Source organism: Actinoplanes sp. NPDC049598, assembly GCF_040675435.1.
GTDB lineage: Bacteria > Actinomycetota > Actinomycetes > Mycobacteriales > Micromonosporaceae > Actinoplanes.
Map to the genome: position 1 here is coordinate 43,363 of NZ_JBFAOX010000001.1, position 23,337 is coordinate 66,699.

General features: G+C 72.1%; 19 protein-coding genes. 15 read left to right on the forward strand and 4 right to left on the reverse strand.

Annotated elements, in window-relative coordinates:
• The first annotated feature begins 58 nt into the window (after positions 1-58).
• From AB0J66_RS00250 to AB0J66_RS00290, 9 genes are all read left to right on the forward strand, one after another.
• Entirely contained in the window at positions 59-1,738 is a 1,680-nt protein-coding gene (locus AB0J66_RS00250; protein WP_364654328.1) for a type II secretion system protein, read from the forward strand.
• Entirely contained in the window at positions 1,735-2,421 is a 687-nt protein-coding gene (locus tag AB0J66_RS00255; protein ID WP_364654330.1) for a prepilin-type N-terminal cleavage/methylation domain-containing protein, read from the forward strand. The genes AB0J66_RS00250 and AB0J66_RS00255 overlap by 4 nt, the downstream gene beginning before the upstream one ends.
• Positions 2,418-3,926, forward strand: a complete 1,509-nt coding sequence (locus tag AB0J66_RS00260; RefSeq protein ID WP_364654331.1) for a ricin-type beta-trefoil lectin domain protein — start codon at positions 2,418-2,420, stop codon at positions 3,924-3,926. The genes AB0J66_RS00255 and AB0J66_RS00260 overlap by 4 nt, the downstream gene beginning before the upstream one ends.
• A gap of 72 nt (positions 3,927-3,998) precedes the next feature.
• Entirely contained in the window at positions 3,999-4,775 is a 777-nt protein-coding gene (locus AB0J66_RS00265; RefSeq protein WP_364654333.1) for an ABC transporter ATP-binding protein, read from the forward strand.
• A 42-nt stretch (positions 4,776-4,817) separates the two neighbouring features.
• On the forward strand, positions 4,818-5,831 hold the full coding sequence (locus AB0J66_RS00270) for an aliphatic sulfonate ABC transporter substrate-binding protein (RefSeq protein WP_364654335.1): 1,014 nt from the start codon (positions 4,818-4,820) through the stop codon (positions 5,829-5,831).
• Positions 5,828-6,643, forward strand: a complete 816-nt coding sequence (locus AB0J66_RS00275; RefSeq protein ID WP_364654337.1) for an ABC transporter permease — start codon at positions 5,828-5,830, stop codon at positions 6,641-6,643. The genes AB0J66_RS00270 and AB0J66_RS00275 overlap by 4 nt, the downstream gene beginning before the upstream one ends.
• The gene (locus AB0J66_RS00280; protein WP_364654338.1) at positions 6,624-7,232 is read left to right on the forward strand and encodes a class I SAM-dependent methyltransferase; all 609 of its coding nucleotides are present in this window, start codon (positions 6,624-6,626) and stop codon (positions 7,230-7,232) included. Before AB0J66_RS00275 ends, AB0J66_RS00280 begins: the two co-directional genes overlap by 20 nt.
• A gap of 75 nt (positions 7,233-7,307) precedes the next feature.
• Positions 7,308-8,294 carry an LLM class flavin-dependent oxidoreductase gene (locus AB0J66_RS00285; RefSeq protein ID WP_364654340.1) on the forward strand — a complete coding sequence of 329 codons (987 nt, stop codon included), beginning with the start codon at positions 7,308-7,310 and terminating at the stop codon, positions 8,292-8,294.
• Positions 8,295-8,504: 210 nt separating this feature from the next.
• Positions 8,505-9,179, forward strand: a complete 675-nt coding sequence (locus AB0J66_RS00290) for a YceI family protein (protein ID WP_364654341.1) — start codon at positions 8,505-8,507, stop codon at positions 9,177-9,179.
• On the opposite strand, the gene AB0J66_RS00295 is transcribed toward AB0J66_RS00290, so the two are convergent.
• Positions 9,166-10,110, reverse strand: coding sequence for a helix-turn-helix domain-containing protein (locus AB0J66_RS00295; RefSeq protein WP_364654343.1), 945 nt, complete (start codon positions 10,108-10,110; stop codon positions 9,166-9,168). The genes AB0J66_RS00290 and AB0J66_RS00295 overlap by 14 nt on opposite strands.
• Before the next feature lie 76 nt (positions 10,111-10,186).
• Between AB0J66_RS00295 and AB0J66_RS00300 the strand changes: the two genes are divergently transcribed.
• From AB0J66_RS00300 to AB0J66_RS00310, 3 genes are all read left to right on the forward strand, one after another.
• Positions 10,187-10,606, forward strand: a complete 420-nt coding sequence (locus tag AB0J66_RS00300; RefSeq protein WP_364654345.1) for a hypothetical protein — start codon at positions 10,187-10,189, stop codon at positions 10,604-10,606.
• A 50-nt stretch (positions 10,607-10,656) separates the two neighbouring features.
• Positions 10,657-10,857, forward strand: coding sequence for a DUF3817 domain-containing protein (locus tag AB0J66_RS00305; RefSeq protein WP_364656013.1), 201 nt, complete (start codon positions 10,657-10,659; stop codon positions 10,855-10,857).
• A gap of 119 nt (positions 10,858-10,976) precedes the next feature.
• A complete protein-coding gene (locus AB0J66_RS00310) occupies positions 10,977-12,461 on the forward strand; it encodes a GGDEF domain-containing protein (RefSeq protein WP_364654347.1) in 1,485 nt (494 codons plus the stop codon).
• Positions 12,462-12,472: 11 nt separating this feature from the next.
• On the opposite strand, the gene AB0J66_RS00315 is transcribed toward AB0J66_RS00310, so the two are convergent.
• The gene (locus AB0J66_RS00315; protein WP_364654350.1) at positions 12,473-12,853 is read right to left on the reverse strand and encodes a PPOX class F420-dependent oxidoreductase; all 381 of its coding nucleotides are present in this window, start codon (positions 12,851-12,853) and stop codon (positions 12,473-12,475) included.
• Positions 12,854-12,976: 123 nt separating this feature from the next.
• On the opposite strand from AB0J66_RS00315, the gene AB0J66_RS00320 reads away from it, so the two are divergent.
• Complete coding sequence (locus tag AB0J66_RS00320; protein WP_364654352.1) at positions 12,977-13,414, forward strand: CBS domain-containing protein; 438 nt, start codon at positions 12,977-12,979, stop codon at positions 13,412-13,414.
• A gap of 66 nt (positions 13,415-13,480) precedes the next feature.
• Entirely contained in the window at positions 13,481-15,844 is a 2,364-nt protein-coding gene (locus AB0J66_RS00325; protein WP_364654353.1) for an excinuclease ABC subunit UvrA, read from the forward strand.
• Here AB0J66_RS00325 and AB0J66_RS00330 read toward each other — a convergent pair.
• Both AB0J66_RS00330 and AB0J66_RS00335 read right to left on the reverse strand, forming a co-directional pair.
• Positions 15,821-16,939, reverse strand: coding sequence for a glutamate-cysteine ligase family protein (locus AB0J66_RS00330; RefSeq protein ID WP_364654354.1), 1,119 nt, complete (start codon positions 16,937-16,939; stop codon positions 15,821-15,823). The two genes, AB0J66_RS00325 and AB0J66_RS00330, sit on opposite strands and share 24 nt — an antisense overlap.
• 174 nt (positions 16,940-17,113) lie before the next feature.
• Positions 17,114-18,718, reverse strand: coding sequence for a methyl-accepting chemotaxis protein (locus AB0J66_RS00335; protein WP_364654356.1), 1,605 nt, complete (start codon positions 18,716-18,718; stop codon positions 17,114-17,116).
• A gap of 82 nt (positions 18,719-18,800) precedes the next feature.
• Between AB0J66_RS00335 and AB0J66_RS00340 the strand changes: the two genes are divergently transcribed.
• On the forward strand, positions 18,801-23,337 hold a 4,537-nt coding region (locus tag AB0J66_RS00340), incomplete at its 3' end, for a protein kinase (protein WP_364654358.1).

Here is a 23,337-nt window from a genome sequence, read left to right on the forward strand (position 1 = left end):
GACGATATCAGGGCCCCGGACTGCTAAGCCCTGCCCGTCTGCGGCCGATTGTCGGTATATGGGAAGCGACGACGACGGCTTCTCCCTCGTGGAGGTCCTGGTCGCGCTGGCCATTCTCTCCGTCACGCTGCTGGCCAGCACCCCGTTCTTCATCAACAGCCTGCAGAACGTCAACCGGCAGAAGACCCGGCAGGGCGCCATCCAGATCGCCAACACGGCGATGGAGCAGGTGCGCGGGCTCAAGGGCAGCTCGCTGCTGACCGGGCACGGCCAGAAGGCGGGCGAGGACCAGTTCGCGGCCGCGCCCGCCGTCGTCAAGCCGTACCTGGCCACCATGCAGGTGGGGCACGACGCGGACAGCGCCGTGCTGACCACCGACGGGGCCGACGCTCCGCTCTCCACCGCGGCCCAGGTGACGACCGTGGAGGGGACCACCTACACCCGGATGGTCTACGTCGGCGCGTGTGAGGTCTACCTGACCGTCAGCAGCGGCGACTGCGTCTATCCGGGCTCGACCGGCCGGCCGGCCGACACGACCAAGATCCTCCAGTTCTTCCGGGCCGTGGTGCTGGTCAGCTGGCCCGACAACTACTGCCCGGGTGGGGCGGGCAACCCCGTCAACACCTGCCAGTACGTGGCGTCGACGCTGGTCTCGCGGGCCCCGGAGCCGAACTTCGACCTGCACCGGCCGTCGCCCACGGTGATGACCACGCTGCTCACCTTCTACAAGGGGCTGGTCGCCAGCGGTCAGCTGGAGGCCCGCGGCGGTCAGCTGCCCAACACCTGGACGGTCGGCGCGCTGCCGGCCGGCCTGTCGCTGACCCCGGCCGGGGTGATCAGCGGGACCCCGACCACGGCCGGCACGATCGTGACCACGACCACCGTGACCGACAAGCTGAGCCGCACCGACACCGAGCCGATCACCTTCACCGTCGTGCTGCCGACCACCGTGACCGCGCCCGCCAACGCGGTCAACCACATCACCGAGGCGGTCAGCCTCAAGGCGACCGCGGCCAACGGGGTCGGGCCGTACGTCTACACCGCCGCCAATCTCGCACCGGGGCTCGTCATCGACGCCACCACCGGGGCGATCACGGGCACGGCGACCACGGCCGGCACGTACGTCGCCACGATCACCGCCACCGACCAGAACGGCGTCGCGGGCTCGAGTACCTACACCCACGTGGTCTACCCCACGCTGACGCTGACCGCCGTGGCCAATCAGACGATCAACCTGAACGACAAGCTGACCCTGACCGCGGCCGGCGCGGGCGGCGACGGCGGCAAGTACACGTACAGCGCCACCGGTCTGCCGGCCGGCGTGAGCATCAACTCCAAGACCGGTGCCATCAGCGACAAGGTCGGCGTCTCGGGCCGGTTCCTGCCGACGATCACCGTCACCGACGCGACCGGTGGCACGGGCGGAACCGCGAGCCAGCAGTTCGTCCTGATCGTGAACACCGCGACCTCGCTGGTCTTCACGGCGCCGCCGCTCACCGCGCCCGACCAGACGACCGTGCGGGGCACGGCGGCGACGCTGACGCTGGCCACCAACGGCGGGCTGCTGGGCCTGAACCCGGTACTGACGATCAGCGGCCTGCCCGCCGGGCTCAGCTTCAACGCGCTGACCGGGGTCATCTCGGGAACGCCGACCACCGCCGGCGCCTCCACGGTGACCGCGACGGCCACCACCGTGACCGCCACCAGCGTGCTCACCTTTGTCTGGACGGTGACATGAAAGACGATCACAACGACGGGGGCTACAGCCTGATCGAGCTGATGGTCGCCATGGGGATCATGTCGGTGGTGCTGGTCATCGTCCTCGGCGGGCTGACCGAGGTCTACTCCGACGTCAACCGGACCGACACCCTGGCCAACGCCCGTGATCAGCTGGGCAACAGTTTCCGCCGGCTCGACAAGGAGCTGCGGTACGCCAACTGGCTGTCCACGCCCGGGCAGGTGGGCGGCGCGTGGTACCTGGAGTACGCCGTGCCGGGCACTCCGGCCATCCCGGCCACCTCCACCCGGGCCGCCAGCCCCGCCCGGCCCGCCGGCTGCCGGCAGCTCGTCTACCGGAACGGTGTGCTGACTTTGGCGAGCTGGACCCTGCCCGGCGTCACGCCGGGAACACCCACGACGATCGCCACCGACCTCGCCCTGACCGGCTCGACCCCGCCGTTCACCGTGTATCTGGCCAACTCCCTGCCCTACGCCTCGGCCAGCCCGGGCACCAGCGGCGTCGGCGCCGACTACCAGGTCGCGCACAGCCAGGTCCGGCTCCAGTTCACCGGCTCGGTGGGCCGGACCACCCTGCCGTTCGACGTGCTGTTCACGGCCCAGAACACCAACGGCGCCAACGTCTTCTCCGAGAACGGCAAGCTGACGGACAACGACTGCGGCAAGGGGAGGCCGGGATCGTGAGGGCGCCTCAGCTCCGCCGGGCGGACGAGGGCTCGCTGCCGATGGCGATGCTCGTCGTGATCATCGTGCTGTCGCTGTCGGCGGTCCTGGCGCCGATCGTGGTCCGGCAGATCAGGACCACCCAGGCCCTCGATCAGCGCAACTCCGCCCTGAGCGCGGCCCAGTCGGGCATGGACGTGATGATGGCGCGCGTCCGGGCGGCCTCCGACCCCGACACTCAGAGCGGCTATCTGGAGAACCTGCCGCCGTGCACGCTCACCGGCGACGCCGGGGTGGGCGCCGCCGGCGCTCAGCTCAAGTACAGCGTGACCCTCACCTACCAGAATCAGGACGGCGCCGACATCGCCTGCCCGGTCACCGACGTGCCCACCACCGCGAAGGTCACCTCGACCGGGTTCGCCGGGTCGGCCGAGCGGACCATGACCGCCACGTACGTCTTCTCGACCAGCAACACCAACATCCCGGGCGGGCAGATCCGGATCTCCAGCTCCAGCCTGGGCAACCAGTGCATGGACTCCGGGACGAGCAAGACCCCGACGGCCAATCAGGCGATCGTCATGGCCCCGTGCGACGGCAGCAGCCGGCAGCAGTTCGGCTACACGGCGGACCTTTACCTCAAGCTGATCAACTCGGAGTCGTCCGGGGCCGAGTCGGGCATGTGCCTGACCGCGGCCGCGAGCCACGCGGCCAAGAGCCCGCTCTACTTCATGCCGTGCCCGACCGTGCGGACCACGACCTTCCAGTGGAGCCTCGACGGCAGCTCGCAGTTCCACTCGACGAGCACCACGAGCAAGGCCGAGAGCGGCTCCTGCGTCAACGTCACGACCCCGGGCTCGACTGCCGACCGCAGCGTCACCCTCAACACCTGCACCACCAGCGCCACCAAGACCGTGTGGCGCTCGGCCACCGGGGTCGGCGCCGGCATGGCCGGGGACAACACCAACCAGCTGGTCAACTACGCCCAGTTCAGCCGGTGCCTGGACGTGACGAGCAAGTCGATGAGCGCGACTTACATGATCGCCTGGTTCTGCAAGCAGGACCCGGGCGGCGTCGTCGACTTCAACCAGCAGTGGGTGCACCCGACACCGGTCACCCCGGCCATCACCGCGACCGGGCCGATCATCGTCAACAACACGAACGCCACGAGCAACAGCAAGAACGGCAACGCGGCCAACAACTACTGCCTCAAGTCGCCCGGTGTCGTCACCGCGACGTCCTGGGTGACCGTGGTGACGTGCTCCAACACGGCGCTCCAGGCGCAGGCCAACCTGCAGTGGACCGTCTACCACGACACCGGCGACTACGGCACCAGCTACCGGATCAAGGACTTCAAGGGCTACTGCCTGCAGCCGACGGACCAGAACAGCGGGGTGGCCAACGACTTCCACAGCGACGGCACCAGCAAGGTCAAGGTGTCCGTGTGCAACACGTCGGAGCTGCAGAAGTGGAACGCGCCGGCCAACATCAGCCAGCCGACGCCGCTGACCGATCTTACCGAGAAGTAGCACCCTCTCTATTGAACAAGTAGGAATAGTGGGTAAGCTCCCGGCCATGGACGCATCGACATGTCTTGAGCCGTGAGCGCGGTTCCGCTCGCGTTCGCCGGGGTCGGCAAGTCATTCACGACCAACGGACGGCGGCGGGCCGTCCTGTCCGATGTGTCCCTTGAGGTCGGCGCCGGAGAGATCGTGGCCCTGCTCGGGCCGTCCGGCTGCGGGAAGTCGACGCTGCTGCGGCTGGCCGGCGGGCTGGATCAGCCCGGCGCAGGCGCGGTACGGGTGGGGGAGCGGGCCGTCAGCGGGATAGAACCGCGCTGTGCGGTGGTGTTCCAGGAGCCGCGGCTGCTGCCCTGGCGCACCATCGAGCGGAACGTGGCGTTCGGGCTGCCGCGCGGCGTGACCGGTGAGCCGGCGCGGCGGGAGGTCGCGCACTGGCTGGACGTGGTCGGGCTGTCCGCGTTCGCCCGGCACCGCCCCCGGCAGGTCTCGGGCGGCATGGCCCAGCGCGCCGCCCTGGCCCGAGCCCTGGCCCGCCGCCCCGGAGTGCTGCTGCTGGACGAGCCGTTCGCCGCCCTCGACGCGCTGACCCGGCTGAAGATGCAGGACCTGCTGGCCGACGTGCAGCGCGAGGCCGGCACCACGGTCCTGCTGGTCACCCACGACGTCGACGAGGCCCTGCATCTCGCCGACCGGATCGTCCTGCTCGGCGCGCCCGAGAACGGCGCCGCGGCGACCGTGCGGCTCGTTCGCGACGTGCCGGGCGGGCGGCCCCGGGACCGCGGTGATGCCGAGCTGGCGGCGTTGCGCGTGGCGCTGCTGGGTGAGCTCGGCGTGCACGCGCCTGTGCGTTTGTGAGCGATTCCCCCCCGGTACATCTGCCAAGAAGGACTGACTGACATGCGCAAGATGCGCGCGGCGATCGCCGCGGTGGCTGTGATGGTGCTGCTGGCCGGATGCGTCGACGGTGAGGACGCGGCGGGCGGCGACAGCAAGAGCGAAGGCGGCGGGCAGGGGACGACACTGCGGCTCGACTACGCGTACTACAACCCGGCGAGCCTGGTGCTGCGGGACCAGAAGTGGCTGGAGACGGAGCTGAAGGACAAGGGCGTCACGGTCATGTGGCAGCTCTCGGCCGGCAGCAACAAGGCCAACGAGGCGCTGCGCGGCGACGCGATCGACGTCGGGTCCACGGCCGGGGCGGCGGCCCTGGTGGCCCGGGCCAACGGGTCGCCGATCAAGACGATCGACGTGTTCAGCCAGCCCGAGTGGGCGGCCATCGTGGTGCCCAAGGGGTCCGCGGTGACCGACGTGGCCCAGCTCAAGGGCAAGAAGATCGCGGCCACCAAGGGCACCGACCCGTACTTCTTCCTGTTGCAGTCGCTGGAGAAGGCCGGCCTCAAGCCGAGCGACGTCACCGTGGTCAACCTGCAGCACGCCGACGGGCGGACGGCGCTCGAGCGGGGCGACGTCGACGCCTGGTCCGGCCTCGACCCGATCATGGCGCAGACCCAGCTCGACCAGGGCTCCAAACTGATCTTCCGGAACATCGACTTCAACTCGTACGGTGTCCTCAACGCGACCGAGAAGTTCCTGGCCGCGCAGCCGGAGCTCGCGCAGTCGGTAGTGAACGCCTATGAGCGGGCGCGCAAATGGATCGTTGACAACCCGGACGAGGCGGTCACGCTCTACGCCCGCGAGGCGAAGATCTCGCCCCAGGTGGCCGAGCTGGTGCTGACCGAGCGGACCAGGCTCGACATCGACCCGGTGCCCGGCGCGGCGCAGAAGGCGGTCTTCGAGAAGATCCTGCCCGTGCTGGTGGCCGACGCCAACGTCAAGAGCGAGGCGTCGGCCCGGGAGGCGATCGATGCGCTCTTCGAGCCGAAGTTCGCCACCGCGCGGAGCGCTTCGTGACACTGGCCGTCCCGAAGGTCGCTGCTCGTAAACCGCCGGCGGCGGGGAAGACGCGCCGGGTCGCGCTCGGGGCCGTGGTGCCGCTGTTGTTGCTCGCGGGATGGCAGTGGGCGGCGGCGTCCGGTGTGTACTCGGCGGCCCAGCTGCCGCCGCCGGCCGAGGTGGTGTCGGCGCTGCGGGAGCTGGTGGGCCGCGGCGAGCTCTGGCATCACATCGCGATCAGCACCCAGCGCGTCGTCATCGGCTTCGTGATCGGCTCGGCGCTCGGGCTCGCGCTGGGCGGCCTGGTCGGCCTGTCCCGGACCGCGAGCGACGCCCTCACCCCGACCATCCAGGCCGTCCGGGCCGTGCCGTCGCTGGCCTGGGTGCCGCTGCTGCTGCTCTGGCTCGGCATCGGGGAGACCCCGAAGATCGTGCTGGTCGCGATCGGCGCGTTCTTCCCCGTCTACACCACGGTCTCGGCCGCCCTGGCGCACATCGATCCGCACCTGGTGGAGGTCGGACGGGCGTACGGCCGCCGGGGTCTCGGTCTTCTCGGCTCGGTGCTCTTCCCGGCCGCGACCCCGGCGATCCTGAGCGGGCTGCGGCTGGGCCTGGCCCAGGGCTGGCTCTTCCTGGTCGCGGCCGAGCTGATCGCCTCGTCCATGGGCCTGGGCTTCCTGCTGATCGACAGCCAGAACACCGGGCGCACCGACATCATGCTGCTCGCCATCATCCTGCTGGCGGTGATCGGGAAGCTCTGCGACACGGTGCTCGGCGTCGTGGAGAGGGGGATACTGCACAATTCAGGGCGTGGCACGAGCTCTGGATGACGCGCAACCCCCGACGGCCTCGGTCTCGGTCGACCACTTCACCAACATGTACCTGGTGAAGGACGACCCCTGGGACCTGGCGACCAAATGGCACGACCGGCGCAAGTACGCGGTGACGATGGCCAGCCTGCCCCGCGAGCGGTACCGGCGCTGCTACGAGCCCGGGGCGTCGATCGGGCTGCTGACCCGGATGCTGGCCGAGCGCTGCGACGAGGTGCTCGCGGTCGACTCGGTGCCGGAGGCCGTTACCGCGGCCAAGGAGGCCCTGGCTGACCTGCCCCACGTGCGCTACGAGCGGGCCGGCCTGCCGGCCGAGCTGCCCGAGGGCACGTTCGACCTGATCGTCATCGGCGACCTGCTCTACTACCTGTCCGCCGAGGACCTCGAGCTGGTGCTCGACGGGCTCATCGAGCGGCTGGAGCCGGGCGGCGACCTCGTCTCGGTGCACTTCAGCAACCGGGCCGAGGGCGGCAACTACGACGGCTTCCAGGTGCACGCCGCGCTGGGCGCCCGCCCCGGCCTGGAGCGTCAGGTGCACCACGAGGACGAGTGGTTCCTGCTCGACGCGTACCGGCGCCGCCAAGGGTGACCGCGGGCACAGTGCCGTGGTAAAAGCCGAAGAGTAGCTTCAAGAATGAATCTACTTTTCGGGAGGAACCCCACCATGGCGCCAGCGCTGTCGCTGCTCGACCTCGCGCCCATCTCCGCCGGTCAGACCGCGCGGGACAGCTTCGAGGCGAGCGTCGAGCTCGCCCGCGCCGCGGAGGGCAGCGGCTACCGCCGGGTCTGGTACGCCGAGCACCACAACATGCCGACCATCGCCTCGTCGGCCACGAGCGTGGTGATCGGCTACGTGGCCGCGCACACGTCGACCATCCGGCTCGGGGCCGGCGGCATCATGCTGCCCAACCACTCGCCGCTGGTCATCGCCGAGCAGTTCGGCACCCTGGGCACCCTGTTCCCGGGCCGGATCGACCTCGGCCTGGGCCGGGCCCCCGGCAGCGACCAGAACACGATGCTCGCGCTGCGCCGCGACCACAACTCGGCCGACTCCTTCCCGGAGGACGTGCTGGAGCTGCAGGGCTACCTGACCGGCCACTCGCGGGTGCCCGGCGTGCAGGCGGTGCCGCGGGCGGACGAGGTCGTGCCGCTCTACATCCTCGGCTCGTCGCTGTTCGGGGCCAACCTGGCGGCTCAGCTCGGCCTGCCGTACGCGTTCGCGTCGCACTTCGCCCCGGACGCGCTGCACACCGCGGTGACCGTCTACCGCGAGAAGTTCCGCCCGTCGGCCCAGCTCGACGCCCCGTACGTGATCGCCGGCATGAACGTCTTCGCGGCCGACGACCGCGAGACGGCCGAGCAGCAGAAGGCGGTCGCCTACCGGGCCCGGACCCGCTCGATGCTGACCCGGGGCGCCCGCGGGGCCAACTTCACCGACGCCGAGATCGACGCCTTCCTGGCCTCGCCCAACGGCGCCTCGCTGGCCGCGATGACCCGCTACACCGCCACCGGCACGGCCGAGGAGGTGGCCGACCAGCTGCGCGCGTTCGCCACCTCGGTCGGCGCGGACGAGCTGATCCTGGCCCACCACGCGTCGGATCAGGCCGACCGCATTCACTCCATCGAGCTGACCGGCAAGAGTTTCCAGTAGTGGCGCTTGTCACTGTTGACTCTTTGTTTCGGTCGTTGGAACCCTGCGCTACAAAGGCGCGGCAATTGTGACCGCCGCCATTCCCAAAAGGGACCAACGCCACCTTTATCGACAGTGTCCCGGGCCACTGAGCTGCTTACTCACAGGTAATTCAAAATCGAACGTCCTAAGATCGAAGGGATTCCGACTGGCCGAGGGGTGAAGCGAAGCATGGTCGACCGACCGATCCGCGAATGGAACGGCCTGACCATTCCCGACCCGGGCGTTTATGTGCTCGACGACGCTCACAAACGGCTCGGCTTCCTGGCCCAGCATATGATGGTCAGCCCCATTCGCGGCGAGTTCGCCCGCGGCGCGGCCACGATCGTGATCGCCGAGGACCCGATGCGCTCGTCGGTCTCGGCCACCATCGAGGCGGCCAGCATCACCACCCACAACGCCGACCGGGACAAGCACCTGTCCAGCCCCGACTTCCTCGACGTGGAGAACTTCCCGACGCTCGAGTACCGCAGCACCGGCGTGCAGTGGCAGGAGAACAACGACGCCATCTTCATGTGGGCCCGGCTGCGCAGCAACCCGCTGACCCGGCGGCCGAACTCGGCCCCGCTGCCGGCCGCGGCCAGGAGCAGCGGCAAGTTCGTGGTCAACGGGCTGCTCACCATCCGCGACGTGACCCGGCCGGTCGACCTGCAGGTCGAGTACGGCGGGGCCCGCCGCGACCCGTACGGCCGGGACATCTTCGGATTCAGCGCGACCGCCCAGTTCGAGCGCGAGGACTTCGGCCTGGTCTGGAACGTGGCCCTGGAGACCGGCGGTTTCCTGGTCGGCAAGACGGTGCGCATCGAGATCGCCGGCGAGGCGTTCGCCGAGGCTACCGACTCCTGAAGGCCCGCCGGTAACTCTGCGGGCTCGTCCCCACGACCCGCTTGAAGCGGTCACGGAACGCCGTCGGCGAGCCGAAACCGACCTCGGCGCCGATCCGGTCCACCGGCCGCGCGGTCGTCTCCAGCAGATGCTGGGCCCGGCGGATCCGCGCGCGGTGCAGCCATTGCAGCGGCGTCGTCCCGGTGTGCTCCCGGAAGCGGCGGTTCAGCGTCCGCGCGCTCATCCCCGCCTTGGCCGCGATGTCGTCCAGCGTCAGATCGGCCGGGGCGTCCTCCTCGAGCCACAGCAGCAGCGGCTCCAGGGCCGACCCGCGCGGCGCCGGCGGCCGCTCCGGCACGATGAACTGGGCCTGGCCGCCCTCACGCTCCAGCGGCATCACCGACAGCCGGGCCGCGTCGGCCGCCACCGCCGACCCGAAATCGCGGCGCACCAGGTGCAGGCAGAGATCGAGGCCGGCGGCGGCCCCGGCCGAGGTCAGGAACTGGCCCGCGTCGACGTAGAGCACGCCCGGGTCGAGCCCGACGGCGGGGAACATGGCCCGGAAGGCGTCGGTGCCGGCCCAGTGGGTGGTGGCCCGCCGCCCGTCCAGCAGGCCGGTCGCGGCCAGGACGAACGCGCCGGCGCAGATGGAGGCCAGGCGGGTGCCGCGGCTCGCGGCCGTTCGCAGCGCGGTCAGGATCTCCGGCCGTACGGGTCGTGACGGGTCGGCCACCCCCGGGACGATGATCGTGTCCGCGGTGTCCAGCAGCTCCAGCCCGTACGGCGCGGTGACGGTGAACAGCCCGGCGCTGACCTGCGGCGTGGGCGCACACACCCGTACGGCATAAGGCGCCGGCCCGCCGGGGAGCCGGACCCGGGAGAAGACCTCGAGCGGGGTGGCGAGGTCGAACGGGATGACGTCGTCGAGGGCGAGAACCGCGACCTGGTGCATGGTTGGCGATTATCCGTTGCGGTGTGGCGTTTCTGCCACTGGTTGCCCGGACCGCCCGCTCATACGGTCGGTGATCGTGACAAAGCTCCTGCTCTCGCTCCACGTGCTGGCCGCCATCGTCGCCATCGGGCCGGTGACCGTGGCGGCCAGCATGTTCCCGGCGGCGCTGCGGCGCGGCGACCGCCCGCAACTCGCGACCCTGCACCGGATCTGCCGCGTCTACGCCGTGCTCGGCCTGGCCGTGCCGGTCTTCGGCCTCGCCACGGCCAGCTCGCTCGGCGTGCTCGGCGACGCCTGGCTGCTGGTGTCGATCGCGCTCACCGCCGTCGCCGCGGCCGTGCTGGGCTTCGCGATCCTGCCCGCCCAGGCGGCCGCGGTGGCCGGCACTCCGGCCCGGCCGGCCCGGCTCGGCATGGTCTCCGGCGTCTTCAACCTGCTGTGGGCGATCGTCGTGGTCCTGATGATCGTCCGCCCCGGCTCGACGACGGGGGCCTGACCGTGCTGCTGCGCGTCGCCGCCCGGGTCGAGCTGGCCTCGCTCGTGCTCATGCTGCTCAACCTGCTCACCGTGCACGCCCGGCCGGTCACCCAGCTGCTCGGCCCGCTCCACGGCTGCTCCTATCTCCTGGTCATCGGGGCCACGCTGGCCGCCACACCCCGCCTGCGGCCGCGTCTGCTGGCCGTGATCCCCGGTGTCGGCGGCCTGCTGGCCGGGCGAGCCGCGGGCCGTCCGGCGCCGCCTGGGTGACGCCGGGCTTCGCTTTGTGACGGCCGGGCCCGGCGGGATTCCTCAAGCGGCCGGGCGCGGGACCGATCGGACAACCATGCCGCGGAGTGCGGCGTCCGGCCGGCGGGAGAGGGCTGCACGTGATTCGTCGCGACCCTCTGCTGCGGGTTTTCCTCGGCTGGACGATCCTCGCGTTCGTCGTCTTCCTCGTGCTCCACGGGCAGACTTCGTGGCAGGTGCGGGCGTTCTGGGCGTTCCAGCCGCCGCTCGACCTGGGGCTGGCGCTCTGCTCGTGGCGGGTGGCCCGGCTGGCCACCGGCCCGATCCGGCGCTTCTGGCGGGTCCTGGCGGCCGTCGGCGTGCTGTTCGTCGTCGGCGACACCTGGCAGGCCGTCTCGACCTGGATGCCGGGACAGTGGTCGAGCACCGGCGGCACGGTCCAGACGATCTGCTTCGGCCTCGGGCTGACCGCCGTCGTGGCCGCGATGCTCCTGCACCCGCAGCCCGGCCGCACCGGCCGCGAACGGGTCGGGTTCTGGCTCGACTCGGCCACCGTCCTGGTCGCCGGCGGCGTGGTCGGCTGGTGTGTGCTGGCCGCGCCCGGCGAGTACACCAGCCCCGACGTGGTGGCCGTCCTGGCCGCGACCGGCGTCTGCATCACGGCCGCGTTCTCCGCGGTCAAGATGATCCTCAGCGGCAACGCCCCCATGCACAAATGGGCGGCGATCCCCATGGTCGGCTCGGCCGCGGTGATGAGCGCCGGCATGTTCCTGTCTCCGGAGAGCGACACCGGCGCCCCGGCCGTGGTCTATCTGATCCGCTTCCTGCCCAGCCTGCTCATCGCCGCCGGCCCGCGTATCCAGGAGATCCTGGCCGACGCCGACCGGTCCGCCTTCGGTGAGCGCCGCAAGAAGCCGTACAGCCTCCTGCCGTACGCCGCCATGGTCGTGGCCTTCGGGGCCCTGGTCTTCGCCCTTTCGAGCGGTATCGAGGCCCGCCTGTGGGGCGTGGTCACCGGACTGGCCCTGATCTGCGGGCTGGTCGCCGTGCGCCAGCTGGTCGCCTTCCACGACAACGTCGAGCTCATCGACCAGCTCCGCGAGCATCAGAGCCGGCTGCACCGCCAGGCCCACTTCGACGGCCTGACCGGCCTGGCCAACCGCACCCACTTCCACGAGCAGCTGGCCGCCGCGCTGCCGGCCGCACCCACCCTGTCGGTGCTGCTGGTCGACCTGGACGGCTTCAAGAACGTCAACGACACCATGGGTCACGCCGCCGGCGACGCCCTCCTGCTGGCCGTGGCCGACAAGCTGCGCACCGCCATCCGCTCCGGCGACCTGGCCGCCCGTCTCGGCGGCGACGAGTTCGCGGTGCTGCTGCCCGACTGCACGGCCGCCGAAGCCGAGGCCACCGCGAACCGGATCCTCGACGCCCTCACGATCCCGGCTGAGATCGACGGCGTTGCGGTGACCGCCGCCGCCAGCATCGGCGTCGCCGGGGCCACCCCGGCCTCCGGCGTCACCTCGCTGCTGCGCGAGGCCGACCTGGCCATGTACGCCGCCAAGCGCCAGGGCAAGGGCACCTGGCAACGCCACGACACCACCATGACGTACGCGTCGCGCTGACCCCGCGGCGGTCAGAAGGTGACGACGATGCCCACGGCCGGTGGGCGCTTGATGCGGAACGCCCGGGCGAAGAAGCCGCCGATGCGGGCCGAGAGGTAGCGGGTCTCCATGAGACGGCGGGCGCGGTCGGTCTCGGACGGCGGCAGCAGGACCGCCGTGCCGGGGACCGTCCGGGCGCCCGGGGCGACCTTGCCGCGGATATCGCACGGGGTGACCTCGACGCGGGGGTTGTTACGGATCCGCTTGACCTTCCAGGCGTCCGCGAGCGACACGGTCGTCAGGGTGTCGCCCTGCGGGACGTGCCACACCGGTGTCGCCACCGGAGTGCCGTCCTTCTTGAAGGTGATCAGGCTGATCTGCTTGCTGGAGGCGATCTCCGCCGGAACCTTCATGCTCGCGCCTTCCGCCGGCGATCACAGTCGCCGCCATCCTAGGGCCTTGACATCACGTCGTGAATGACGGCATCTAGGCATTGACCCCAGCGACAACGACGACGTGATCAAGGGGAGACGACGATGCGAATCAGCGACATTCTGCGAGTCAAGGGCGATCGTGTGGTGACCGTGCCGCCCGAGGCGGAGGTGACCCGGCTGCTCACCGTCCTCGCCGAACACAAGATCGGCGCCGTGATCGTGGCCCGCGAGGGCGGCCCGGTCGAGGGCATCGTGAGCGAGCGCGACGTCGTCCGGGCCCTGGCCGCGCGGGGCGCCGCGATCCTCAGCGAGCCGGTGGCGTCGATCGCGACCACACAGGTACGCTCGGTCACCCGAACGGCCGCGCTGGTCGACGTGGCGCGGTTGATGACCGAGCGGCGTTTCCGGCACGTGCCGGTGATCGAGGACGGCGCCTTGCACGGCGTTGTCAGCATCGGCGACGTGGTGAAGTTCCGGATCGACGAGCTCGAGACGGAGCGCAGCAGCCTCGCCGAGTACATCACCGGCGAACGCACCTGATCAGGATGAGAGAAGCGCGGAGCCCCCGGCCGCCAATACCGTGACCACCATGGAGTTGGAGACGAGATGAGCCCCGCGAGCCACGCGGCCGACAGTCATGACCTGATCCGGGTGACCGGCGCCCGCGCCAACAATCTCAAGGACGTCAGCGTCGAGCTGCCCAAGCGCCGCCTCACCGTGTTCACCGGCGTCTCCGGCTCGGGCAAGAGCTCGCTGGTGTTCGGCACCATCGCCGCCGAGTCGCGCCGGCTGATCAACGAGACCTACAGCGCCTTCATCCAGGGTTTCATGCCGACCCAGGCCCGGCCCGACGTCGACGTGCTCGACGGCCTGACCACCGCCATCATCGTCGACCAGGAGCGGCTCGGGGCCGACCCGCGGTCCACGGTCGGCACGGCCACCGACGCCAACGCCATGCTGCGCATCCTGTTCAGCCGGCTCGGCCGGCCGTACGTGGGCTCGCCGCAGGCCTTCTCCTTCAACGTCGCCTCGATCTCGGGCGGCGGCGCCGTCACCTTCGAAAAGGGTGGCCAGACGGTCAAGGAGCGGCGCACCTTCAGCATCACGGGTGGCATGTGCCCGCGCTGCGAGGGCCGCGGCGCGGTCAACGACATCGACTTGACCGCGCTCTACGACGAGGACAAGTCGCTCAACGAGGGCGCCATCACCATCCCGGGTTACAGCATGGAGGGCTGGTTCGGCCGCATCTTCCGCGGCGTCGGCTACTTCGACCCGGACAAGCCGATCAAGAAGTACACCAAGAAGGAGCTGGCCGACCTCCTCCACAAGGAGCCGACCAAGGTCAAGATCGAGGGCATCAACCTGACGTACGCGGGTCTGATCCCCAACATCCAGAAATCGTTCCTGTCCAAGGACGTCGACGCGCTCCAGCCGCACATCCGCGCCTTCGTCGAGCGGGCGGTCACCTTCACCACCTGCCCCGAGTGCGGCGGCTCGCGGCTGAGCGAGGCGGCCCGCTCCTCGAAGATCAACGGCGTCAGCATCGCCGACGCCTGCGCCATGCAGATCAGCGACCTGGCCGCGTGGGTGCGCGGCCTCAAGGAGCCCTCGGTCGCGCCGCTGCTGGAGAAGCTGAGCCACACGCTCGACTCGTTCGTCGGCATCGGCCTCGGTTACCTGTCGCTGGAGCGCCCGTCGGGCACGCTCTCCGGCGGCGAGGCCCAGCGCACCAAGATGATCCGGCACCTCGGCTCCAGCCTGACCGACGTGACGTACGTCTTCGACGAGCCCACGATCGGCCTGCACCCGCACGACATCCAGCGGATGAACGAGCTGCTGCTGCAACTGCGCGACAAGGGCAACACGGTGCTGGTGGTCGAGCACAAGCCCGAGACCATCACCATCGCCGACCACGTGGTCGACCTCGGGCCGGGCGCGGGCTCGGCCGGCGGCGAGATCGTCTACGAGGGCACGGTGGCCGGCCTGCGCAAGTCGGGCACGCTCACCGGCCGGCACCTCGACGACCGCTCGACGCTCAAGGAGTCGGTCCGGGTCGCCGAGGACGCCCTCGAGGTCCGCGGGGCCGGCCTGCACAACCTGCAGAACGTCGACGTGGACATCCCGCTCGGCGTGCTCGTGGTGGTCACCGGGGTGGCCGGCTCGGGCAAGAGCTCGCTGATCCACGGGTCGGTCTCACCGCTCGACGGCGTCGTCTCGATCGACCAGGGCGCCATCCGCGGCTCCCGGCGGAGCAACCCGGCCACGTACACCGGCCTGCTGGAACCGATCCGCAAAGCCTTCGCCAAGGCCAACGGCGTCAAGCCGGCGCTGTTCAGCGCCAACTCCGAGGGCGCCTGCCCCAACTGCAAGGGCAACGGCGTCGTCTACACCGACCTGGGCGTGATGGACACCGTCGCCACGCCGTGCGAGGTGTGCGAGGGCAAGCGGTTCGAGGCGTCGGTGCTCGACTACAAGCTCGGCGGGCGCGACATCAGCGAGGTGCTCGCCATGTCGGTCGGCGAGGCCGAGCGGTTCTTCGCCGAGGGCGACGCGAAGATCCCGGCCGCCCACAAGATTCTCGAACGGCTGGTCGACGTCGGGCTGGGCTATCTCAGCCTGGGCCAGCCGCTGACGACGCTCTCCGGCGGTGAACGGCAGCGCCTCAAGCTGGCCACCCACATGGGCGACAAGGGCGACGTCTACATCCTCGACGAGCCCACCACCGGCCTGCACCTGGCCGACGTCGAGCAGCTGCTGGGCCTGCTCGACCGGCTGGTCGACAGCGGCAAGTCGGTCATCGTGGTCGAGCACCACCAGGCCGTGATGGCCCACGCCGACTGGATCATCGACCTGGGCCCCGGGGCCGGCCACGACGGCGGCCGGATCGTCTTCGAGGGCACCCCGGCCGAGCTGGTCAAGGGCCGGGCCACGCTGACCGGGCAGCACCTAGCCGATTACGTGGGCGCCTAGCACGTCGTCGGCCGGGCACCGCCCGCGCATCACGTAGCGCTCGGTGAACTCGGCGACCTCGTCCCGCAGGTCACGGTCGACCCCGTGCCGGGCCAGGGCGGCGTACGCCTCGACGAAGACCTCCCGGGCGGCGGCGGCCAGAACCGGGTCGCTGAGGGCGTCGCGCGCGGCCCGCTCCCAGAGCCCGGGCTCGGCGGCGAGTCCCGCGGTCGCCTTCGCGGCGGCCGCGGCGGCCCTCGGGTCGTCCAGCAGCACGCTGGTCACCGCGACGACGACCCGCCACCCGGAGCCGGGCTGCCGGTCGGCCACGTCGATCTCCAGGTGCCCCCGCGCGGCGACCGGCGGCCGCAGCGACTCGACGTGCTCGGCCAGGTCCGTGAGGCGCGGCCGCTCGGCATCAGCCAGGCGCGGCTCGGCATCGGCCCGACGTGGCCGCTCTGCGGAGCGGGCTCGCTCCCGGAACGTGCGCCCGTCGCGCCCGGGTGAGTCGAGAACCGACGAGGCCCAGGCCCGCCGGGGGTCCGGGCCCGCGGGAAGCACCGGCCGGTCGCGGTGCCGGGCCTGGCGCACGCTGCGCCACCCACTGGGCTCCCCGCCGAGCAGCGGCGAGTTGGCGAACGCCGCGGCCAGCACCGGGGCGAGCGTGTGGGCCAGCTGCCACCGGGCGGAGAGCCCGAGCGGCCCGCCGCCGTCGAGCCCAGCCTCCAGCGCGACCCGTACGCCCCCGGTGCCCGAGCCCGCGCACGCCGGTGAGCCCGCGCCGGCTGGTTCATCGTCGGCTCCCAGCCGCGCCGGTCCAGCGGCCGGCCGGCGAAGGATGGCGGACGCGGGCCATGCCAAGCCGGCCGTCGGCATGGCGGCCAGGTCCTCGGTCATCCGCTCGATCGCCGTCGGCAGGCCGGGGGAGGGCGGCCCGCTGACGACGACGACCCGGGCCGAGCGGCCGTCGAGGAAACCGTGGCGCAGCGGCACCCGGTGAGAAGGCGCCGCTGCCACGGGCAGCTCCAGCGCGGCCCCCACGAAGCCCGGCGTGGCCGGATCGAAGGCGTGGGCGGCGACGAGCAGCTCGGCCGCCCGCTCGGTCAGGGTCGTCACGATGCCTCACTCCGGGTCGGGGACCGCGAGAGCATAGCATTCCTATCTGCACTATAGGCATTGGCTGTTCGGCTCGCGCGGGTTCGGCCGCCGGCCCGGCCGAGCGGCCGCGGGGCCCCGAGGAGGGGGTGGCGCGGCGAGGCGAGTGGCGGCGCGACGGCGCGTACAGCTGGGTCAGACGGTGAAGCGGTCGACCGCCGACCGCAACCGTTCGGCCAGGGTGTTGACCGTGCCGGCGGCGGAGGTGGCCTCGGCCACGGCGTCGCGGGAGGTGGCGGTGCTCTGGGCGACGCCGGAGATGCCGCGGGCGATGTCGTTGGCGCCCTCGGCGGCCTCGTTGACGCCGCGGTTCATCTCGGCCGTGGTGGCGCTCTGCTCCTCGACGGCCGAGGCGATCGTGGTCTGGTAGTCGCTGATCTGCTGGATGATCTGGCTGATGCCGTCGATGGCGGCCACCGCGTCACCGGTCTCGGCCTGGATCGCGGTGACGCGTTGCGAGATCTCCTCGGTGGCCCGGGCCGTCTCCTGGGCGAGGTCCTTCACCTCGGAGGCGACCACGGCGAAACCCTTGCCCAGCTCGCCGGCCCGGGCCGCCTCGATGGTGGCGTTCAGCGCGAGCAGGTTGGTCTGGGCGGCGATGGCCTGGATGGTGCCGATCACGCTGCCGATCTCGGCCGACGAGTCGCCCAGCCGGTTGATGGTGGCGCTGGTGTCGCGGGCCGCGCTCACCGCGGACGAGGCCACCCCGGCCGCGTCGGCCGCGTTGCGGGAGATCTCGGAGATGGAGGCGCCCATCTGCTCGGCGCCGGCGGCCACCGTCTGCACGTTGCCGCTGACCCCGCCGGCCGTCCCGGCCACCATGTCGGCCTGCTCGTAGGCGCTCTGCACCGAGCTGTCGATCTGGTTGCTGACCCGGTAGAGCGTGTCGGCCGCGGCCGCCAACTCGCGCGCGTCGCCGCTGATCGTGGTGACCGTCTGCCGCAGGCCCTCGGCGGCGGCGTCCGCGGCGCGGGCCATGTCGCCCGCCTCGTCGGCCGTGCGGTCGTCGACGCGTACGGCCAGGTTGCCCTGGGCCAGCGCGTGCAGCGCGCCCACCACCCGCCCGAGCGGGGCCGTCACGCTCCGGGTGACCATCAGGACCAGCAGCACGGCCGCGATCGCGGCCAGGACGAAGCCCAGGATCATGGTGGTACGGGCGTCGCCGGTCGAGTTCTGCGCGTCGGAGGCGGTCTTCTCGGCCCGCGCCGTCACCGAGGCCACCAGGGTGTCGGTGAGCTGGACGATCTTGTAGTAGATGTCGTACCCGGCGCCCAGGATGACGGCGTTGCCGGCCTCGACGTCGTTCTTGGCGAACGCGGCCACCACCTTGTCGTCGGCAGCCCAGTACTGCTCCCACTGGTCGGTGATCTCGGCGAAGGTGGCCTTCTCGCCGTCGGTCATCGAGCCGGTCGGCATGCCGGCCAGCGCCGCCTCGACGAGCTTCTTGTCGGCCAGGAAGCCGGCCCGGTTGTCGGTCGTCGCCTTGACGGCGGTCGTGTGGCCGAGCCGGTAGACGTCCCAGGCGTAGGCGATCTGCCAGCCCGAGATGTCGCCGTTGAGGAACTTCTGCTCGTCCACGCGGTGCATCAGCTGCTGCAGCTCGCGCATCTTCCCGGCCGACTCGGACTGCCGGTGCAGCGCCACCACACCGATCCCGACGACCACACCGAGCAGCACCAGGACCACCGCGAAACAGGCGGCCAGCCGGGACCGCAACCGCAACCTGCGTACGAACGTCACGATCGTCCCTTCGGCCGGGAGGGGAAAAGCCTGAGCGGGTGGTTTTCATCAAGTCGCGCCGACCGGGGCCGATGAGAACCTAGTGAACAGCGCGGTCGACTTCTCCGGCTTCGAGGTGCGAGACGAGCTCGGCCGGGGCGCGTCCACCACGGTCCACCGGGCGGTGCGGGGCGGTGAGGCGTACGCGCTCAAGCGCCCGGCCCGCCACGAGCCCGGCATGCTCGCCGCCTTCCGGCGCGAGGCCGCCCTGCTCGCCTGCATCGACGACCCCGCGGTGACCCGCGTGCACGCGGCCGGCCTCCTCGACGGCGTGCCGGCCCTGGTGCTGGAGTACATCCCGGGCGGCCCGCTGGCCGATCAGCTCGCCGCCGGCCCGCTCGGCCCGGAGCGCACGGTCGAGATCGCCGCCCAGCTCGCCCGCGGCCTGGCCGCCGCCCACCGGGTCGGCCTGGTGCACCGCGACGTCAAGCCCGGCAACATCATCATGGCTCCGGGCTCGCCGGCCCGGCTCATCGACTTCGGCCTGGCCCAGCTCGGGCGGGAGGACGAGCCGGAGGACCGCGCCGTCGGCACCTTCCTCTACGCCTCACCCGAGCAGTCGGGCATGCTCAAACGGCCGGTCGACGGCCGCTCCGACCTCTACTCGCTCGGCATCGTGCTCTTCGAGTGCCTGACCGGGCGCCTGCCGTTCGAGGCGGGCGACGTCGGCGAGCTGCTGCGGATGCACCTGGTGGCCCCGGTGCCCGACCTGGCCGCCACCCACGGCGTCCCGCCCGTGCTGGCCGCCGTGGTGACCCGGCTGCTGGCCAAGGACCCCGACGACCGCTATCCGGACGCGGCCGCGCTCCTGGCCGACCTGCGGGCCTGCCCCGGCGGGACGGCGGCCGAGCAACCCGCGGCCGACCGCTGGCCGCTGTGCGGACGCGAGGACGAGCGGCAGGCCCTGGCCACCCGCTGGCAGCGGGCGCGGGCCGGGCACGGGGGCGTGGCGCTGATCCGCGGCGCCGCCGGCTCGGGCCGCAGCCGGCTGGCCGACGAGGCCACCATCCCGGCCGCCGGCTTCCCCGTGCTGCGGGCGGCCGGGCAACGCGACACGGCGACGCCACTGGCCGCCCTGCGCGCGGCCGTCGACGGCTATCTGCAAGCGCTGCGCCGGCTGCCGGGCCCGGAGCGGGCCACCGCCGAGGAGCACGTGCGGGCCGCCGCGGCCGCCTCCGGAGCGGGCCTGCTGTCCCGGCTCTCGCCGCGGCTGGCCGAGCTGCTCGGCGACACCGGCGGGGGCGAGGACGCCGGCATCGCGGCCGTGGTGGCGTTCCTGGGCGAGCTGGCCCGGCGCGCGGGCGGGCTGATGCTGCTGCTCGACGACGCGCAGTGGCTCGACCCGGGCACCCGGGAGGTGCTCGCCCGGCTCACCCCCGAGCTGGCCTCGCTGCCGCTGCTGGTGGTGCTGACCGAGCTCGACCGCAAGTTCACCGAGGCCGACCTCGTGCTCACCTGCTCGCCGCTGCCCCGGGCGGCGGTCGACGAGCTGGTGGCCACCCGGCTGCCCGGCGCGGCGGTCACCGAACAGCTCACCCGGCACGTCGCCGATCGCACGGGAGGCTCGCCGCTGGCCGTCGTCGCGTACCTCTGGCAGTTGATCGACGCCGGTCTGCTGAGCCCGATGTGGGGCGTGTGGAGCCTGGACGAGGCCGGGGCGGCGGCGCTGCCGGCCGCCGACGACGTACGCGCGCTGCTCGCCGCCCGGCTCGACGGCCTGCCCGCCGCCGACCGTGAGGTGCTGGTCGTGGCCGCGCTGGCCGGGCCCCGCTTCCGGACCGAGGCGCTGCCGGGCGAACCCGACCGGGTGGTGGCCGCGGTCGCCTCGGCCGTCGAGCGGCGCATCCTGCAGGTGGAGACCGGCGGCTGGTACAGCTTCATGCACCCGCTGCTGCGGGAGGAGCTGCGCGGCGACCAGCCCCGGGCCGAGCTGCACGCCGCCCTGGCCGAGAAGCTCGAAAACCTGCCCGAGCACCTGCGGGACAACGACCACGTGTACGCGCTGGCCCGGCACCGCCGCGCGGCCGGTGACCTCGTCCCGGTGGAGGAGCGGCGGGCCTGCGCCCTCGTAGCCGGGCTGCGCGCGCTCGACGACCAGAGCGCGGCCGAGGCGGTCGACTACCTCGAATACGCGGCCGACGGCAACCCGAAGGCCCTGCACCCGCTGGCCGTGGCCTACCTGCGGGCCGCCCGCCTCACCGAGGCCGGGGCGACCATCGACCGGGCTCTGCGCGCCGAGACCGACCGGGACGCCCGGGTCCGCCTGCTCATCACCGAGGTCGAGCTGCACCACACCGTGTGGGCCGACGACAAGGCCCTCGACGCCGCCGGGCGGGCGCTGGCCGAACTCGGGCGGCCGCTGCCGCGCGTGGCCCCGACGCTCGCCATCGCTCTCGCCGGCGGGCTGGTCCGGCGTACCGGCTGGGGCCGTGGCACCGCCAGCGGGCGCCGGCGCGAGGAACTCGCCCTGCTCGCCGCGACCCTGGACGCCGGCGGTTTCGCCGCCGGGATCGGGCTGCGCCTGCGGGAGGCGGCGATGCTGGCCATGCGGGCGATGTATGCGGTGAACCGGCTCGGGCCCTGCCCGGAGTACGTGCGCGTCTACTCGCTGATCGGCTACGTCGCGTACGTGGTCCGGCTGACCGGGACGGCCGCCCGCTGTCTCGACCGGGCGGCCCGGGTCGCCGCCGAGCTCAACGACCCGGCGCTGGTGGCCTATGTGGAATGGATGCGCGGCTGCGGGCTGCTGTTCAGCGCGCGCGACGACGGCAGCGCCTGGCTGGCGACGATCGCCGAGAACCGGCGGTGGTACGGGCCGGCCCAGCTGCTGCCCGGGCACGCCACGCTCGGCCTGCGGCTGATGCTGCGGGGATACGTGCAGCAGGCGCGGGACGAGTACGAACGGGGCCTGGCCGTGCTGGCCGACCCGGCGACCGCCCGCGGGGCGTCGTTCAGCATGCTCGGCGTGATGATCCCGGCCATGGAGGGTCGCCCCGGGGAGGCCGCGTCGGCGCTGGTCGCGTTTGGCGACCTCAGCCGGTACGCCCCCGTGCAGCGGGCCAACATCCTGGTCGCGGCGGCCTGCGCGGCCGTCGAGGAGGGCGAGTTCGGGCCGTCCTTCGACACGCTGATCGCCGAGTTCAAGGCGCTCGGGCTGCGCGACCGCGAACTGATGACCCAGCACAAACTGATCTACGCCTTCCAGTCGCACGGGCGGATGGCCCAGCTGCGGCTCGCCCCACCGGCGGAACGGCCGGCCCGGATGGCGGCGGCCCGGGCCGCGGTGGCCGACCTGCGCCGGGTCCGGAAGTTCTCCCCGATCCTCGAATCGAGCTACCTCATCGGCGAGGCGGCCCTGGCCGTCTTCGACGGCGACCACGTCAAGGCGGTCGAGTGGAGCGACAAGGCCGAACGGGTGGCCCGCACGGCCGACGCGCCGCTGGTCCACTTCGAGGTGGCCCGCTTCCGGGCCCGCGCGTTCCGTGCCCTCGGCCAGGCCAACGAGGCCGAGCGGCAGGCCCGGATCGCGCTCAACCTGGCCACCCTTTACGGCTGGGAACAACGACGCCGGCAGGCCCGGGCCGAGTTCGGCGTGGAACGCGGCGGCACGGCCCGGGTGACCGCCGTCGACCACCGCGCCGGCGGCCGCCGCCTCGAGGTCCTGCAGCAGGTGGCGGCGGCCGCGGCCAACATCCTCGACCCGGTCGAGCTGGCCCGCGTCACCCTCGACGAGCTGCTGCGCATCCTCGGGGCCGAACGGGCGCTGTTCTTCCTGCTCGACGACCGCGGCGAACCCATGCTGTACGCCGGGGACGTCACCTCGCCGTACGCCTCGACCCTGGTCCGCCAGGTCGCCGGCGACGGCGTCCCCCTGGTGACCAGCGGCACCGAACAGGGCGCGGCGCTGGGCTCGCAGAGCGCGGTCGAGCACGGCCTGCGCAGCATCCTGGTCGTGCCGGTCCGCTTCAAGGGCACCACCCTGGGCGTCATCTACATGGACAGCCGGATGGCCCGCGGCGTCTTCACCACCGACGACATCGAAGTGCTGACGGCGGTCAGCAGCCACCTGGCCGTGTCCCTGGAGACGGCCCGCTCGGCCCAGCTGCACCTGGCCGTGCAGACCGCGCGCCGGCAGCAGGCCTTCGCCGAGACCCTGCGCGCGTCGCTGGCCGAGCTGAGCGGCATTCACGATCCCGCTTTGCTGCTGCGGCAGCTCTTCGCCACCCTCCATGCCCAGACCGGCGCCACCTCGTCGCATCTCCTGGTGGCCGGCGAGGTGATCGACGTGGCCGGCTCCGCCACTTGGCCCAGCCACACGCCCGCGGCGACTCCGGCGTCCCCGGCCAGCCCCGCCTCCATCGCCGGCCCAGGGTCCCCGGCCATCCCGGCCTCCGCCCCGGCATCTCCGGCCACGGCCGCCTCCGCCCCGGGATCCCCGGCTACGGCCTCCGCCGCCTCTGCCCCGGGGTCCCCGGCCTCCGCCGCCTCCGCCGCCTCTGCCCCGGGGTCCCCGGCCTCCGCCGCCTCCGCCGCCTCTGCCCCGGGGTCCCCGGCCTCCGCCGCCTCCGCCGCCTCTGCCC

What these genes read in the sequence shown, in the direction of transcription:
- AB0J66_RS00315 (WP_364654350.1), bottom strand. Translation starts at nt 12,853, where the DNA reads ATGAAGGTTCCGGCGGAGATCGCCTCCAGCAAGCAGATCAGCCTGATC.
- AB0J66_RS00270 (WP_364654335.1), top strand. Translation starts at nt 4,818, where the DNA reads ATGCGCAAGATGCGCGCGGCGATCGCCGCGGTGGCTGTGATGGTGCTG.
- AB0J66_RS00250 (WP_364654328.1), top strand. Translation starts at nt 59, where the DNA reads ATGGGAAGCGACGACGACGGCTTCTCCCTCGTGGAGGTCCTGGTCGCG.
- AB0J66_RS00325 (WP_364654353.1), top strand. Translation starts at nt 13,481, where the DNA reads ATGAGCCCCGCGAGCCACGCGGCCGACAGTCATGACCTGATCCGGGTG.
- AB0J66_RS00305 (WP_364656013.1), top strand. Translation starts at nt 10,657, where the DNA reads ATGCTGCTCAACCTGCTCACCGTGCACGCCCGGCCGGTCACCCAGCTG.
- AB0J66_RS00255 (WP_364654330.1), top strand. Translation starts at nt 1,735, where the DNA reads ATGAAAGACGATCACAACGACGGGGGCTACAGCCTGATCGAGCTGATG.
- AB0J66_RS00290 (WP_364654341.1), top strand. Translation starts at nt 8,505, where the DNA reads ATGGTCGACCGACCGATCCGCGAATGGAACGGCCTGACCATTCCCGAC.
- AB0J66_RS00285 (WP_364654340.1), top strand. Translation starts at nt 7,308, where the DNA reads ATGGCGCCAGCGCTGTCGCTGCTCGACCTCGCGCCCATCTCCGCCGGT.
- AB0J66_RS00320 (WP_364654352.1), top strand. Translation starts at nt 12,977, where the DNA reads ATGCGAATCAGCGACATTCTGCGAGTCAAGGGCGATCGTGTGGTGACC.
- AB0J66_RS00295 (WP_364654343.1), bottom strand. Translation starts at nt 10,110, where the DNA reads ATGCACCAGGTCGCGGTTCTCGCCCTCGACGACGTCATCCCGTTCGAC.